10 protein-coding genes are annotated in these 15,522 nt (G+C 58.7%); 2 read left to right on the plus strand and 8 right to left on the minus strand.

Annotated features, from left to right (window positions below):
* Window positions 1-579: 579 nt before the first annotated feature.
* The 4 genes from CA51_RS10720 to CA51_RS10735 all read right to left on the minus strand — a co-directional run bounded on the left by CA51_RS10720 (window position 580) and on the right by CA51_RS10735 (window position 7,118).
* Complete coding sequence (locus CA51_RS10720; protein ID WP_145120405.1) at window positions 580-2,883, minus strand: DUF2339 domain-containing protein; 2,304 nt, start codon at window positions 2,881-2,883, stop codon at window positions 580-582.
* Window positions 2,880-4,001: a multiheme c-type cytochrome gene (locus CA51_RS10725; RefSeq protein WP_145120406.1), complete on the minus strand. Its 1,122-nt coding sequence runs from the start codon at window positions 3,999-4,001 to the stop codon at window positions 2,880-2,882. Before CA51_RS10725 ends, CA51_RS10720 begins: the two co-directional genes overlap by 4 nt.
* 108 nt (window positions 4,002-4,109) lie before the next feature.
* Entirely contained in the window at window positions 4,110-6,323 is a 2,214-nt protein-coding gene (gene glgB / locus CA51_RS10730; RefSeq protein ID WP_145120407.1) for a 1,4-alpha-glucan branching protein GlgB, read from the minus strand.
* A 282-nt stretch (window positions 6,324-6,605) separates the two neighbouring features.
* On the minus strand, window positions 6,606-7,118 hold the full coding sequence (locus CA51_RS10735) for a ribonuclease H family protein (RefSeq protein ID WP_145120408.1): 513 nt from the start codon (window positions 7,116-7,118) through the stop codon (window positions 6,606-6,608).
* Window positions 7,119-7,491: 373 nt separating this feature from the next.
* On the opposite strand from CA51_RS10735, the gene radC reads away from it, so the two are divergent.
* Window positions 7,492-8,466 (plus strand): RadC family protein, encoded by a 975-nt coding sequence (gene radC / locus CA51_RS10740; protein WP_145120409.1) that lies wholly within the window; start codon window positions 7,492-7,494, stop codon window positions 8,464-8,466.
* Window positions 8,467-8,615: 149 nt separating this feature from the next.
* Here radC and CA51_RS10745 read toward each other — a convergent pair whose 3' ends face one another.
* The 3 genes from CA51_RS10745 to CA51_RS10755 all read right to left on the minus strand — a co-directional run bounded on the left by CA51_RS10745 (window position 8,616) and on the right by CA51_RS10755 (window position 13,105).
* On the minus strand, window positions 8,616-9,863 hold the full coding sequence (locus tag CA51_RS10745) for a transposase (RefSeq protein WP_145120410.1): 1,248 nt from the start codon (window positions 9,861-9,863) through the stop codon (window positions 8,616-8,618).
* 655 nt (window positions 9,864-10,518) lie between these two features.
* A complete protein-coding gene (locus CA51_RS10750; RefSeq protein WP_145120412.1) occupies window positions 10,519-12,081 on the minus strand; it encodes a sulfatase in 1,563 nt (520 codons plus the stop codon).
* A gap of 166 nt (window positions 12,082-12,247) precedes the next feature.
* Window positions 12,248-13,105, minus strand: a complete 858-nt coding sequence (locus CA51_RS10755; protein ID WP_145120414.1) for an NHL repeat-containing protein — start codon at window positions 13,103-13,105, stop codon at window positions 12,248-12,250.
* A 175-nt stretch (window positions 13,106-13,280) separates the two neighbouring features.
* Here CA51_RS10755 and CA51_RS10760 point away from each other — a divergent pair, with 175 nt between their 5' ends.
* Window positions 13,281-14,738 carry a DUF6666 family protein gene (locus tag CA51_RS10760; RefSeq protein ID WP_145120416.1) on the plus strand — a complete coding sequence of 486 codons (1,458 nt, stop codon included), beginning with the start codon at window positions 13,281-13,283 and terminating at the stop codon, window positions 14,736-14,738.
* Between the two features lie 202 nt (window positions 14,739-14,940).
* On the opposite strand, the gene CA51_RS10765 is transcribed toward CA51_RS10760, so the two are convergent.
* Window positions 14,941-15,156, minus strand: a complete 216-nt coding sequence (locus CA51_RS10765) for a hypothetical protein (RefSeq protein WP_145120418.1) — start codon at window positions 15,154-15,156, stop codon at window positions 14,941-14,943.
* Window positions 15,157-15,522: the final 366 nt, after the last annotated feature.

Genomic DNA, 15,522 nt, shown 5'->3' on the forward strand with positions numbered 1-15,522 from the left:
AAGACACAGACAAGAAAAGTAAATCCACAAAACACAAATGAAGTGTGAACGGGTATTAATCGCGACTGGAACGTCGCGGGTTTTGGATCATTGAGAACTCTGAGCCTACACTCTCGAGGATTTAAGGTGGATTGTCAAGTTTTAAACTGCCTCTAAAACCCGATAAGTGCGCATAAGATTCCCGAGGAAGCATTTGGCGTTGGTTTTTCGGTGAATCGAGGGGGGGAGGGCAGTTTGCGTAATGTCTTTTTGGGTGTATGCCTGTGCTCTAGTTATCGCTGCACCAGAATATCCAGCTGTTCAACCCGCCCCAGAAACGAAGGAACAAGCGGCTTGGGAGATGGCAATTGTGATTAATGGACACCTTGGGAAATCCGCACACCCTGCGAGCGGTTTCGAGAATGCGGGGCGAACGCAGTTGGGGTGCGAGGATGCGTAGGCTGGGAGGTGTGCGGGGGATTTCCTGTTTTGCTGAGCTTGTGACGGGAGATCGAATTCTGGACCGCTATCGCCTGGTTCCTGCCTGGAGCAGTTGGCTGCGGTCTGGAGGCGGCGCCTCGCTGGTGCGCCCGGTGGAGGCTAGTTGGCGATCTGGCTGCAAAATGCGGAGATAAGATCGCGTTGCGGCGGAGATGGGGTGCTGTTCAAACTGCGAGTGAAGTCCTGCAGAGCACCGCGGAAATCGCCTGTCTCCAGCCGCAGTAAGCCTCTGTAGAACAAGAGTTCCGCCAGACCGTCGGACCTACCGCTGTCGTGGTCCGAGTCGGCGGACTGCAGTGCTGCGAGGATCGATTCAGGCGGACTCATCGACAGCGTTGCGGCTGTCGTGAGCAGCAGGGAGGTGTTGTTGTTGCCCAGTTTTGCCGTCGTCTGCCTCGCCGCGCCGAAGTCTCCACGCATCAGTTGCTCTCGCGCCGTTTCCTCCAGGCTCTGCAACGCCGGATCGTTTTCGGCAGGGACGTCAACGATCAGCGAACTGCTCTGCCGCACATCCTGCAACGCATCGATAGCTCGCTGCAGTTGATTCCGTTGTTGATTCGTAAGATCGCGGCGACCGAGAAGCCGTTCGCTGTGCGCCAACGCTCGGGATTGATCGATCAACGATGGCGTGCCGGTGAAACGGAGTGTGCGGTGAGCGCTTTCCAGCAGCGCCATCGTGCGCGAGAATTCGGTCGACAGGTGGTTGTCGTTGGGGAGCACGCGTAGCGCAGCATACGGAAATCGAAGGGCTGACAAGACCAAGGCGATCCGCCGCGCATCGGTGGGACCACCAAAGGCGATCGCGCGTTCGAAGTCGACGTTGGGGGCTGGCCGGGGAATTTCTAGGATCGAGAGCAGTTGAGCCGATTCACGCAGCGGGCCGCTCGCGTCGCGATCATCGATCTGCGCAAAGATCACCCGCCGACTATCGATCCCCAATGTCTTCCATGGCGAATCGAGCGAATGTTGGCGGATCGTCGCTAGATCGGCTGCCTCGATGACTACCAACTTTGGATTCCACTGATCGAACCACTCGCCAAATCCGCCCCACTGCCCATCGCTGCGTACGTAGCGATGTTCGCGCCAGCTGCTCCAATCGTTCACGATCATTGCGTATTGCGGGTAGAAGTCGCCGTAGGCGTCCCAGCGGTCGCTGACCACCAATGGATGGACACCGCGATCGTCTTGCAGTTGCCAGTTGGCCGCTCGATCTAGGTTTTGCAACACTGCCGGCCCCGCGAGATTCCACTGCTGCGGATCGATTTGCCGCCGCGACGACAACGCGCTCAAAACGTCGTAGCGTTGCAAGCCGACTTGGGCGATCAGAACCAGCAATGCAACTAGACATGCGGCGCGTCGCCAACGTCTGGCTACCGTTGGCGAAGGAGGCTTGGACGCCGCAAAGTTCTGCGACGACGCGATACAGGCGATCGCCACAGTCGCCAGCCAACTGTAGCGAGCCGAGCCGATCGCCAACGCGGTAAAAACTGCCAGCATCGCGCCATCGGCCATCCGCGGCGATCGAGCGACAACCCACCGCCACCAGCAAGCGAGGATGAATAGCAGCGCCAGCCCATGTGCCCAGCCGAAGTCGGGTGCCTGCCAGGAGACCGAAAGCGAAGGGAGCAGCGTCGCCGGTGGGCGATTCAAAATCGCGGTGATTGGTCGCAATAACGCTGCGAGCAAACCGTGTTGCCAGGCGATCAGGCCAGCTGCGACTAAGCCCAAGACCGCGGCAAGCGTTGCGACCAACGCGGTTTGGCGACGCTCTCGGATCGACTGGAGAATCAACGTGCCGACGACAACAGCCAAGACAAGCAGTGGTATCGTCGCTTCCAGGCTGCTCGCCAACGCAGCCGCACTGAGCGCGCCAACGATCGCAAAAAACATCGCGTGGGAAAGTGGTGGTTCGGCCAGCATGCGATCTCGCAATCGAACGGCAGCATAAACAATCCAGCCCGCCAACAGCCCGTCGTATGGATCGATCAGGCAGAGCCCGGCAACCATCGCGATCGCCGCGACGCCCTCCCCTCGCTGAACCATCCGCTGCCCCAACGCCGCGATCAACAACGCTGCGATCACGCTAGCCAACCAAGTCGGCCAGATGAAAAGCGAGCGGAGCGAATCGAACGTGGAGAGCCACGGATTCCAAGCGTCGGCCCCCGCCATGACACTATTGTCGGGCAGCGGGATCACGGCGATCGGATCGAAGATCTGCGTTGGGTTTGCTGCGATGAACAGCATGCAACAAGCCAACCACCAAACGGCGAACGCGCGGACGTCTAGCGGGATTTGCGAGAAGAACGATCCCCGAGCGGGGACCGACTCGGCGGACGTTGGGGCTGCGTTAACGTTCGGTTTGCGAGACGCGTTGCGGCGCTGCCCAGGCGTTTGCTTGCTCACTTGGACTCCTCGATGTCGTCTCGCACACGGATCCAGTGATCGGTGAAGCGGATGTTCGGATTGGTCGCGACTTTGGGCATGTGGCAACGCAAGCAATCGTCTCGGTTGTCGGCCGCACAAAGCGTGTGTGTCGGTGAATCAGGGTTGTGACACTGCACGCATTGCCAGATCCCTCGCGAATCCTGCGCTGCCAATGATTTGTGTGGGTCGTGGCACGTGGTGCAGCTCATCTCCGATTTGATAAAGCAAGGTGACTGCAGCAGGCCGACCGGTTGAAAGCGAACGATGCCAGGGTTGTCGGTGCGGATCTCACCCGGTGGCTGTTCGTCGGCGTTGCGATGACATTGTCCGCACCGCCGCACGGCGTCGAGGCGATCGGTAGCCATCCAGTCCGAATCGATCACTTCGCCACCCGAAGCGACGTGGGCTTGTTGCGGTCCGTGACAGCGTTGGCAATTGATGCCCGCGACCATCCCGTGGAAATCGATCGATCCGTTTTCCGCGGGCAGATAGCTGGTGTGGCAGGAGAAACAACCGACAGCTTTGGCGCCGTCGAAGAACAGCCCAAATGCGCCGTAGTGCGAATCGCCCGCCTGTTCGGGCTGACCCGGCGTTAGGGCGAAGCTGTTGGTCTGGTGGAACCACGTCCAACGGAACTCCAATTCGTCGGTGTTCCCCAACAGGTCGCCGACGGTCGACGTCCAGGTGTGTGCGTGAGCTCCCGAACCAAAACACCAATCGAGCCGGATCCGACGCGAGATTTCCTGGTCCTGCTGAACCGCAAAGACTCCCGACTCCGGATCGATATCGATCTGCAAACCGTCATCCGCCGCCGAGGCATCGGAATTGACGGAGCTTAGGATCTCGATCGACCTTGGATCGGTTGCCGGTCGCAGCGTCTGAGCGTGCCCGGTCTCGGGATAGCTATCGGCTTCGAAATGACACTCGCGGCAGGATGTTTCATCCGCCCAGCCGTTCAACGTTAGAACCGCGTCGCCGGGGACGGGATCGCGCGACGACGTCAAGCTGGCCGCTGCGACCAGCAGGGCAATCGCCACTACTGCAATCCGAGCCGCCAGCGGCGTGCGTTTATCGGTCGATTTGTTTGTCTCGCTCATTCAAAGCCCGTCCTGTCGTCTGCGCCCTTTGGGGAGCAATCGTAACACAACGGCCGACGAGTTGGCGATCGTGGCGAACGGGATTTGAAGCGAGTCTTCGTTTCCGGATCAGCTTTCGTGCTTCAGGACGACGATTCCCAGTGGCGGAAGATCGATCTTGATCGAATCGGTTCGGCCGTGGTGCGGAATGCCCAACGACTGAGTCATACCTGGATTGACGATGTTGCTACCGCCGTAGATCTCGGCGTCGGAGTTGAAGATCTCCGTCCAACGACCGCTCTGCGTCACGCCGACGTGGTAGCCCTTGCGGACGACGGGTGTGAAGTTGGCACACACCATCAACGCCGGGCCAAACCCATCGGCTTTGCGGACGTAAGCCAACACGCTGTCCTGGGCGTTCATGCAGTCGACCCATTCGAAGCCGGCGGCGGTGAAATCGTCGTGATGCAACGCAGGGTTTTCGACGACCAATTGGTTCAGGTCGCGGACCAAGTTCTGGATCCCGCGGTGCGTGTCGAAATCCAACAGTTCCCACTGGATCGGATCGTCTTCGTTCCACTCGTTCCACTGGCCGAATTCACCCCCCATGAACAACAGCTTCTTGCCGGGGTGGGTCCACATGTACGAATACAGCAGTCGCAAGTTGGCGAACTTCTGCCAAAGGTCGCCCGGCATCTGCGCCAACAACGCCCCTTTACCGTGGACGACTTCGTCGTGCGACAGCGGCAGGGTGAAGTTTTCGGTGAACGCATAGATCAGGCTGAACGTCAGCGCGTCGTGGTGATGGCTGCGGTGAATCGGATCGTTGTGGAAGTAGTCGAGGGTATCGTTCATCCACCCCATGTTCCACTTAAACGTGAACCCGAGGCCACCTTCATAAGTCGGCCGCGAAACGCCTCCCCACGCCGTCGATTCCTCGGCGATCGTGACCGCGCCGGGGTACTTCTCGTGGACGACAACATTAAACTCACGCAGGAAGTCGATCGCTGCGATGTTCTCGCGTCCGCCGTGCTCGTTGGGAATCCACTCGCCATCCTCGCGGCTGTAATCGAGGTACAGCATCGATGCGACCGCGTCGACGCGGAGCCCGTCGATGTGATATTTATCGAGCCAGAAGAGCGCGTTGGAGATCAGGAAATTGCGGACCTCGTTGCGTCCATAATTAAAGATCTTGGTGCCCCAGTCGGGATGTTCACCCTGCCGCGGATCGGCGTGTTCGTAAAGCGCCGAGCCATCGAAGTTGGCCAGCCCGTGTCCATCTTTGGGATAGTGAGCGGGAACCCAATCCAAGATCACACCGATCCCGTTTTGGTGGCAATAGTCGACGAAGTACATAAAATCTTCGGGAGTGCCGTATCGGCTGGTCGCGGCAAAGTAGCCGACCGTTTGATAACCCCAGCTGCCCGTATACGGATGCTCGCTGATCGGCATCAGTTCCAGGTGAGTGAAGTTCATCTCTTGGCAATACGCGACAAGCCGATGGGCGAGTTCGCGGTAGTTCAACCAACCGTGCTCTTGCTCGCCACCCTGCTGCCAGCTGCCCAGGTGCACCTCGTAGATGTTAAACGGCTTTTCCAGCTGGTTCGATTCCCGCCGCGTCTCCATCCAAGCGTCGTCTTGCCAGGTGTGGGTGTCCAGTTCGGTCACGACCGAAGCGGTACGCGGTGGCAATTCAGCGGCAAAGCCCAACGGATCGCTCTTGTCGTTCCAGTGGCCGTCCTGCTGCAGGATGCGGTACTTATAGATGTCGCCCGCTTTGACGCCGGGAATAAACAATTCCCAGACGCCCAGGTTGGGGTGGACCTTCATCGCGTGTTGCGCGCCGTCCCACTCGTTGAAATCGCCGACCACTTGGACCGTCTTGGCGTTGGGGGCCCAAACGCTGAAGTTGACGCCGCTGGTATCGCCAACGGTGCGGATCTGAGCGCCCAATCGCTTGTACAGTTCGTAGTGTCGACCTTCGCCCAAGAGGTAACGGTCGAGTTCTTGCAACAACGGTTCAACGGCGTAGGGATCGGGCATGATGGTGACTTCGCCCGAGTTGCGGGCGACTTTCAAGCGGTAGTTCGAGGAAAGAGCTTCGTTGTCGACGGGGCAAATCGCTTCGTAAAAACCGGCCGGATGCAGGCGACGCATCGGCCGCGGGGCGTCTTCGGGCTGATCGACCAGCCAGACCTGGGTGCTGTCGGGGACAAACGCACGAACGGCGATCGCTTTGCGCCCCTGGTATTCTACCGGATGGGGGCCGAGCAGTTCAGCGGGATTCTCGTGGCGTCCTGCGACCAGGCGTCCGATTCCATCGAGCGGGACCTGAGTGTGCATCGAAGATGACTCGCGTTGTACGAAGGGGGTAAAGGTTTCCATTGCTATTCGACGCGTTGACGTCAAATATACAAGGGGTGAGTTCGGCTGCGGCGGAGAAACTGCGGGTTAAGCACCCTTGGCTTCGGCATCCCACCAGACAAAAGCTAGCGGGGAATCGTTAGTTTTCCGTTGCAAATACAATAAATTCAAAGTTCTCTTTTTTTTCGACGGTACCGTCTCGGAGTGCGGCGAGCGACCGCCGCACTCCAAGTCTCAATGGCTGCTAACGCGGCGTTAGGATTATGCGACGGCAAACGTTGGTGTATCGGCGACCGCTTGTCCGGCGAGCCACTTGCGGATGCGATCCAACGGTGCGGGGCGCGATTCGGGCAGCTGGGCGGCGTTGCGTCCCTGCGACAAAAACGCAGCGCTCAACCAACAGGTGCTCACCTGGTGAATGTCCAAAGCGCGGTCGACTCGTCGCCATAGGTCGGCGTTGGGAATCGTTACCATCCGGCCAAAATGATCCCAGCTGAAACGGGTCTCCCGCCAACTGTTGAGTCCGTTGCGGAGTCCATGGATCACGTAGCGGTTGCTGCACATCATCGTCACGCAACTGGGCCCGTCCAAAGCCTCCAGCCCACGGACGACCGACCACAGCGCCAGCCGATTTAAATCGCACGGTTCATGATCACTCGCTTCAACGACACTCTGTCCCAAAATCGTTTCCAAACTGAATCGCCAGTGATGGCGATCCTCTTCATCCAAACGCGTCTCGCACACCAACAGATATTCCGGTAATGCAGCGACCATACCTTCTCTCCTATTTGGAGTTTGCTTCACAGTTGATACAGGGCTCAACTGCGATGAAATCGAATCCTTTCGCTGCCTAAGTCCGTCGTGGGTGACCGTCACGTCGCTGCTGGCCAAACCGGGAACGCTGGCATTGCAGACCGATCGGGTCGCCCAAGGATCTGATCGGCCAGCTCTCGCTCCGATATACAACCGTTTTGTTTGGAAAGCCTTGCCAAATCGCAAAACACAACCTAACAAGCGCACATTCCGCAAAACCGTCATTCCCCCATGGCCGCGTTCGCGAGCATGCCGCTGTTGCGAGCGGCATCCGCCCCCCTGCCGAAGCTGAAAGTGGTTGCACACCGCGGGGGATCCGTCACAATCGATTGTTATGACAGCTGCCAAACAGCCAACCGATTCCGCGACGCGGCGTTACCAACGCTATCTGCCGGTGATCGAATCGGTCTCGGCTCGGGATGGATTTCCGATCGATGTAGTGCACCGCGCTTGCGATCCCGAAAAACGCGGTTTCGTCACCCGCGTTGTCAACGAACTCGTCGGTCAGGGGTGGTTGCTGCGCGAATCGGAAACCGCCGATCAAACGCTCTATCGCTGGAACACCGGGCTGGGAGAGTTTTCACCGACCCGGTGGCTTGACGAAAAATTGTTTGGCAACCAAGTCAAATTGGCGCCGCAAGAGGATCGGCCGCGGGAGCGTTTGTTGGCTTGGGGAGCGGAGAGTTTGCGGACGGCGGAGTTGTTGGCGATCCTGGTCCGCAGCGGCCGACCGGGGGAATCGGCGATGATGGCTGGCGAGCATTTGGCGAACGAGTTCGCTGGCAAACTGGACCGCTTGCCGACCGCCGGCCGCGGCGAGCTGAAGTCGATTAGTCCAGCCGTCGAGAAGACCGCTTATTGTCAGATTATGGCGGGGATCGAATTAGGGCGGCGGATCGCTGCGCTCGCCGGTCCGCCGAAAACCTCCAAGATTTGCAGCACTGCCGAAGCCGCGGAATTCTGTCGCCGGCATTTCGCTCGTTTGGTCAGCGATCAACGCCGCGAGGAGTTTCATATTGTCACGCTCGATACGAAGAACCAAGTCATCGACACGCATTGCATCACCGTTGGCACGTTGGATGCCAGCTTGGTCCATCCGCGCGAAGTCTTCCGAGCCGCGATCAAAGACGCGGCGCAGTCGATCGTGTTGGTCCACAATCATCCCTCGGGCGATCCGACTCCCAGTCCCGAGGATTTTGCCGTCACGCGGCGTTTGGAATCGGCCGGCGATACGATCGGGATCGGCGTCCTCGACCACATCGTCTTGGGCCGCCAAGGCCACGTAAGCATCCGCCAAGCCGAAAACTGAAGCCCCATGGTCGCCTTTCGCTCCGCGAAAGTGCGCAGTACGACACCAATCCCCATACCAGCACGAAGCGCAAGCGAGTGAATGAACCGGTGTGATCGGGGGAAAACACTCGCTTGCGCGTTTTGATGTTGCGCCGATGGATGCTTTGATCAGGCGACGCACCGGTATTCCTGGGATAAAAGCTCAGTGTAGCGTTTCCTCAGTGTGCGGAGGCCGTGGTTGGTTTTTAGCCGTCGCAGATGCCACTGGTGCTCGCGATAGCGAATGCCTACCAACAACGCCTCGCGGACCGTGTAACTGCGAGCGTGCTTCCAGCATTTGCGCTGCCGATCGTCGATTCGGCGATCGGCCAGCTTGCGGCGACGAGTCCATTCCAGATAGCAGAACGTGATCAACACGATCCCCATCCAGCTCTCGACCGCCTCGAAATCTTTGAAGCTGTACTGGTTCATTCCCAGCGTGCTCTTGAGTTCTTTGAAGAACAACTCGATCTGCCAACGTAGACTGTACAGCTCACACACCTGCCGAGCCGACAAGTGCTTTGCATTGGTCATCAACAACTTCGTCCCTTCACGTTTAATCTTTTTGCCAATCGGCTTACTCGAGGAAAAGACGAGCATGACCATGCCCACATTGTGGACCTCGCTTCTCTCGCTGTGGACGTGATACGTCCGAGTTGACTTCGTCCCGTCGCGGCGGCGTGCCGTTCGATGGCAGGAGGCTCGTCGCTGAGCAGCGCAAGGCCCCGCACCGATCGAAAGACGAATGGTTTGGAAACGTGATGCAGGAAGTTGTTCGATTCGCAAACTCACACGAGGCCGCTTGCCGTGCTTCTTTGCAGCGAAGACGCGATTGGTGTTGACCGGAACGATCCAGAAATAGCCTCGCTCCCGGCAAGCCGCACGCACGCATTTGGCGTCAAATGCGGTGTCTCCGAGCACAATCAGTTCGATGCCAGCGGGTACTTGTGCGTCGCAAATCAACTGCGCCGCAAGCTGCGCCTGCGTCCGATGTTTGATCTTGTGTGCCTTCGCATAAGGCTTGGTGTAGTACGGCAGCCACATCGGTACTCGCAATCCGTCAGGAGTCAGCAGCAATGCGAACACGAAACAGTGGCAACTCTTTCGTTGATACTTGTACTTGGTGTAGCGGCGATTCTTGGCTGGTCGTCGTTTGGAGTTACCGGTGCTGAAGGTGTTTTCGATGGTCTGGCCGGCAGTGGCGACGAGCGTTGAATCGAGCAGCAGGAGATAGCGGCCGTTCCAATCCTGATCACGAAGCATCTTCAGTGTGATCGCCGCGAGCAAATCGGCGATCGCCTGCCGGTACCGTTTAAGGAAGCGTCCGGGTTGTGCCCGATGTCGCGGTTTTCCCTCGATGGCGGAGGCAGCAGACATGCACGAGTTTCGACCGTGCCGCGTAAGAATAGCGATCAAGAATCGCAGCAGCATGCTTCGAAAGTGAGCAGAAACCTGCGTGTTCGGCAGAAACGACTTGATTGCGGGGAGGGAATCTTCCATGATTGCCATCGGTGAGCTCCTGGGCTTTGTTTGTGTGGTAACTCACAAACTCAGGATGTCTCACCTCTTTCTGCAATACCAATTCTCGCTAGCAACCCCATCAACGCGCAACATCAAAACTTGCGCGTCGTGCTAGTATGGCCGCGCTTGAGCGCACTTTCGCGGAGCGAAAGGCGACACTTGCAAGAAGCGCAAGCCAGTGATCGAACGGGGGGATCGTGGGAAAAACACTCGCTTGCGCTTCGTGCTAGTATGGTCGCGCTCGAGCGCACTTTCGCGGAGCGAAAGGCGACACTTGCCGCCAAGTCGAAAATTGAAGACCGATGGTCGCCTTTCGCTCCGCGAAAGTGCGCAGTGCACCCTGCTCCCCAAGTCCCAATACCAGCACGAAGCGCAAGCGAGTGAATAATCGAAGATACTAGCACGAAGCGCAAGCGAGTGATCGAACGGGGTTGATCGTTGGGAAAACACTCGCTTGCGCGTCGTGCTAGTATGGCCGTGCTCGTATCTTCGCGCTCGGCAACTTCGAGCGCTACGGCAATTGAGGAGGTAACGGGGCGCCGGCGTCGTCGACCGGGTAAACCGCTTCGTGTGCGACCAGCGCGTCGATCAAGCCTTGCATCATCCGCTTCAGCTCTTGCGGATGCGACTTCGCGAGGTTCGTCGATTCAAACGGGTCGTCGGCCAGATTGAACAACTCGTAATTGCCATCTTCGAACTGGATGAAACCGCCGGTCGTCGGTTCGTTGGGGAGCGTGTGATAGACAACTTTCCAGTCGCCGTCGCGCCACGAGGTGAAATAGTTGCTGCGATGCGGTCCGTGCGGATAGTGCATCAAAAACTGTTCCTTCCGTTGCGGATCGGGCTTGCCGGTCAACAGCTTCTGTAAACTCAAACCGTCGACCGTGTGATCCTTCGGCGCCGCGGCGCCGGCGACGTCGAGGATCGTCGGCAGCAGATCGGTTACGTCGGCGACCTGACTCTGAATCGCTCCGGCGGGAATCTGCCATTGCTGCTGCAGCGGATTCGCTGGATCGGACTTCGCCCAGGCGGCGATAAACGGGACGCGCATCCCGCCTTCATAATGAGCACCCTTCTTGCCTCTCAGCGGCGCGGCGCACGCGACTTCGTGCTGATGCCCAAGAGGAGCGTCCGAGCCGTTGTCGCCCAAGAAGAAGACAAGCGTCTCCTCGGCGATCCCCAGTTGTTCCAATTGGTCCAACATATCGCCGAGCGATTTGTCCATCCCTTCGATCAACGTGGCAAACGCCTGGGCTTTCGCGGGCTTGCCCGAGTCTTTGTAGTTGGCGGCGAAGCGTGGATCGGAATCGAACGGTGCATGGACCGCGTAGTGTGAGAAGTACAGGTAGAACGGTATGTTGTCGCGAACCGCTTGCGCAACCAACGGCTTCGCCTCCAACGTCAACGCCTCGGTCAAAAACGTATCGCTGCCGTGGTACTTCTCTAACCCCGGGACCGCGTGGTGCTTGCGTTTGGTTTGGTGGCCGTAGCTTTTTTCGCCGTAGTAGCTGCCGGGTGCACCAAACGCTGCGCCGGCGACGTTGATCTCGAAACCAAGGTTCGCCGGATCGGCACCCTCGTGTCCTTCGGGAGCGAAGTGGGCTTTGCCGATATGGATCGTCCGGTATCCGTTGTCGCTCAAGATCCCCGGCAGCGTGACGTCTTGCGGGCTCAATCCGTCCCAATCCCATCGTGGTGCACCGTGTGGACCGGCATTGTTTTTCTGAGGGTTGATCCAGTTGGTCGCTCGATGGCGAGCCGCGTTTTGCCCGGTCATGATCGAGATCCGCGTCGGCGAACAAACGCTCATCGCATAAAACTGGTTGAACCGAATCCCTCGCTCCGCCAACCGCTGCATGCTTGGCGTGCGATAGAAGTCATTTAAAGGATACCGCTGCGGCTGGCCCGCTTCGTCGGTAAGAAACGGTACCGACGTATCCATGATCCCCATGTCGTCGACCAGGAAGACGATGATGTTCGGGCGTTTGGCGGCGACGTTTTCGTCGGCGGCAATCGCTGGTCCAGCGAACAACAGCAGAACGAACAGGCCGAGGGGTGCAGCTGATTTTGGCATCGATTGGATTTCCGGCGGTGATAAAACGTGGAAGGCTTCGAAGCGGCCAAGGAGAGATTGTCGTCTAGTTTAATCGGCTGGGGCGAGCGATTCGCGCGTCGCCTGCCAAACGTCGGCAGAAGACGGTGGTCGCCCTCGGACTGGGCGGCAACGCACATCGACTTCGTTAGTCTTTGATCAGTGGCGTGATCTGTTTACTGTCGATGGCGATCTTATATATGTTCTTCGCGTGCGGATCGGCGACGAACAGGTTCCCCTCGTGGATCGCGAGTCCAACGGGATTGATCAGCGGCGGGCCAGTCAACCATTGTTCCGGTTTGCCGCCAGCGGGAATCCGCCAAATCGCTTTGGCATATCCGTCGGTGACAAACGCGTCTCCCGAATCGGTGACGACAACGTTGTGCGGGAATTGAAACGGGCGATCGCTGACGACCGGCGTCGCTTTGCCCGCCGAATCGATCCGCACCAATTGGTCCTTGTCCTGCGTGACAGCCCACAACTGGCCTTGGGGATCGAGGCTCAGCCCCCGCGTGTTGACCTGCGCGAATGTTTCGACTTTGCCCCCGGCCAAGGGAAAGCGGACGATTGTCCGCGTCTCCAAATCGGCGACGTAGACGTTTTCGTCGGCATCGACGGCGATGCTCATCGGGATTCCGATCCCGCCGGCCGTCAATGGCTTCGGTTCGCCGCCAGCCGCTGCGATTCGATAGACCTCGCGAGTCGGCGTGTCGCCGATCAACAAGTCACCATCGGGAAGGATCGCGACGCACCGCGGTCGGTTCAGCGGTTTGCGAATCCATTTCGATCCGCGGACGAAGAGCGTCGGCTGGCCCTCGGCTGACAACTTCCAAACGCCCGGCAGATCGAGATCGACAACGTACGACTCCGCCGCATCGACTGCGATTGCTAGCGGGTACTTCGGCCGGCTGGGTGTCTCCTCGTCGACGGTTTCTTCTGCGGACAAACCACCGAGCAGTACGACCGACAGGGCGGCTACTTGAGCGAAAGTGCAGGCGAATCTCATGCGATCAGCGGTCCTGTGTGAAGATGTGACGGTTAGGGGAATCTTGACGAATTTAACGATTTTACTGAATGAGCAGAGTTTGCCGCCCGATAACACATAAACAGCTTTCTATCATTCCAGCGGACCGCCGCGCTTTGCGACAACGCTCGGAAGTCAGAACTTTAGGTTTGTTAATATGATCACGACTCAACCGCTTTCTCGAATCCAGTGCTCGCTCGCTCTGGCGTTTGCCTTGATTCTAACGAATCTCGCGACCGCTGCCGAGGATCAAACGGTTCCAACGAACAGCTTGCGTGCACCGGTCAAACCGAAACAAACTTGGGTCCCCGAAGCGAGTCCGGCAGCCGAAGCGGCCGCCGCGCCGCAGACGGTCGAACCACCAGCCGAAGCGCAGACGCTGGTTTCGCATCCCCAGCAACCGACCAACGCTCGGCGACAATACGCTCCCGCACCGCAACCGGCTCGCGTCGGCAGCGGCGCGGCCAGCTCGCGCCCGAACACGGCGGTCCGTCGCCCCGCGGCAAAACCCAATTCACCGAACTGGTTGGGCGTCAAACAGGTCGGCTACAACGAACATTATATCCCCGGCGATGCTGGGATTTACGTCGAAGGCGCTCCGTCGTGCGGTTGCGATTCGTGCAGCGGCGGAATCGGCATGGCTTACGATCCGGGCTGCGGTTTTGAACCCAGTTGTGGTTTTGAACCGAGCTGTGGATTCGAAGGGGCCGGGTGCACCGGCGACGCCTGCGGAATCGGTTGCGGATGCAACGCCTGCGTCGAACCTGGCTGCCCTCCTTGCGATCCGTTTGGATGGTGGGATTGGCGACGAACCGAATTTTTCGTCGGCGTGCAAGGCTTCAAAGGACCACCCAACTTCGCTTCGGGCAACACCGCCGGGCAGCGCGACGGATCGGCCAGCTTCGGTTTTCACCAAGGCTTCAACATGGGCCGGCCGCTGTACTTCATCGGTTGCGGTGAGTTCGGTTGGCAGTTCGGTTTGCGAGCGACGCAGAGCAATCTGAGCGGAGCGGAATTTACGACCGACGAGCGAACCCAGCTGTTCCTGACCGGTGGCGTCTATCGCCGCGTCGATTGCGGATGGCAGGGTGGCGTGGTCGTCGATTACCTGAGCGATCAATGGTACTACGACGTCGATCTGCTGCAGATTCGCGGCGAGCTGAGCTGGAAGGTTTCGCCGGTCAACGAGTTTGGTTTCCGCTTGACGCAGAGCACGCAGACCAGCGGTTCGGTTGCCCAGTTGTTAAACGATGCGGGCGTCAACACGACCACCGAAGCTGGCTTTTTGGCGACCGATCAGTATCGGTTCTTCCACCGCCGCACGATGGGCAACGGAGTCGAAGTCGAAGGCAACGTCGGCTTCAGCGGCAGCTCCGACGTGCTGCTTGGTGCGTCGTTCGACGTTCCGATGGGCCGCTGCTTGGAACTGCGAACCGGATTTGACTACTTGATTCCCGACGATGGCTCTTCGGCCGGCGGAAATCAAGAGGAAGGTTGGAACCTGGGGATCTCGTTTGTCTGGACTCCAGGCGGCCGAATCGCCGGCGGACGCGACTACTACCGACCGCTGTTTAACGTCGCCGACAACGGCAGTTTCATGGTCGACCGTCGCTAGCGTTTCATCCACATTTGAATTTAGGTAGTGGACGAGGTCACGAGTCCTTTCGCGCCAGAGATTATGGGGACTCGTGACCTCGTCCACCACCATCAGTCCGAAAATCAAAGATTGACAAACCACGAGGTCGGCCGTGGTATTCGAATCGACCAGAATTCTACGTCGAGTCGAATCGGACTCCCTCGATCGTCTTCAAATCTTCTCAGCCGGCGCGGCGAGCGTCGGCGCGGCGGCTATGCACAACGGTGATTGCTGCCACAGCGGCGATCGCGACAACAGCCGCCCAACCGATGTGTGCTCCACTGGTCAGGTAGTGCAATGCCGGAGCGGTTTCGCTGGCGACCGATCCGTGACCGGGATGAGCGAACAACGTCGATGGGATCAGGATAGCGGTGGTCAGGGTCAGCAATGGACGCATCGGAATTCTCTTGGGTTGGTTGACGGCATCGACGCGCGTTTGCATGCGTCTGAAATGATTGATGAATGATGTCGTTCGGAAACGCCGGCTCGCGGCATCCCGTTAAGTGTTAGCAATCGCTTCGGGGGCGGCACAAACCGCTGATCTTATTGAACTATCAGCCGCAGCGTTAACCTGCGGTTTGCTGGCACATCCGGACGCTAGCAGCTTGTCGGTTTGATCAGCCGTTTGGGCGTTAGCCCCGGTTCCGCTGCCACTAAACCGGGGCTAACGCCCAAACGGCTAATGCAAGGAAGCTCGTTGTGACTAAACCGACAAGCTGCTAGTGCGTGCCGGTTAATACGGCTGAACTCGATCACCGCTGCA

Origin of the sequence: Rosistilla oblonga (genome assembly GCF_007751715.1) — a bacterium.
In the GTDB taxonomy this organism is placed as follows: Bacteria; Planctomycetota; Planctomycetia; order Pirellulales; family Pirellulaceae; genus Rosistilla; species Rosistilla oblonga.

Bases quoted from the DNA above. Each gene is read 5' to 3' on its own strand.
- CA51_RS10725 (WP_145120406.1), bottom strand. From the start codon at position 4,001: ATGAGCGAGACAAACAAATCGACCGATAAACGCACGCCGCTGGCGGCT.
- glgB (WP_145120407.1), bottom strand. From the start codon at position 6,323: ATGCACACTCAGGTCCCGCTCGATGGAATCGGACGCCTGGTCGCAGGA.
- CA51_RS10735 (WP_145120408.1), bottom strand. From the start codon at position 7,118: ATGGTCGCTGCATTACCGGAATATCTGTTGGTGTGCGAGACGCGTTTG.
- radC (WP_145120409.1), top strand. From the start codon at position 7,492: ATGACAGCTGCCAAACAGCCAACCGATTCCGCGACGCGGCGTTACCAA.
- CA51_RS10745 (WP_145120410.1), bottom strand. From the start codon at position 9,863: ATGTCTGCTGCCTCCGCCATCGAGGGAAAACCGCGACATCGGGCACAA.
- CA51_RS10750 (WP_145120412.1), bottom strand. From the start codon at position 12,081: ATGCCAAAATCAGCTGCACCCCTCGGCCTGTTCGTTCTGCTGTTGTTC.
- CA51_RS10755 (WP_145120414.1), bottom strand. From the start codon at position 13,105: ATGAGATTCGCCTGCACTTTCGCTCAAGTAGCCGCCCTGTCGGTCGTA.
- CA51_RS10760 (WP_145120416.1), top strand. From the start codon at position 13,281: ATGATCACGACTCAACCGCTTTCTCGAATCCAGTGCTCGCTCGCTCTG.
- CA51_RS10765 (WP_145120418.1), bottom strand. From the start codon at position 15,156: ATGCGTCCATTGCTGACCCTGACCACCGCTATCCTGATCCCATCGACG.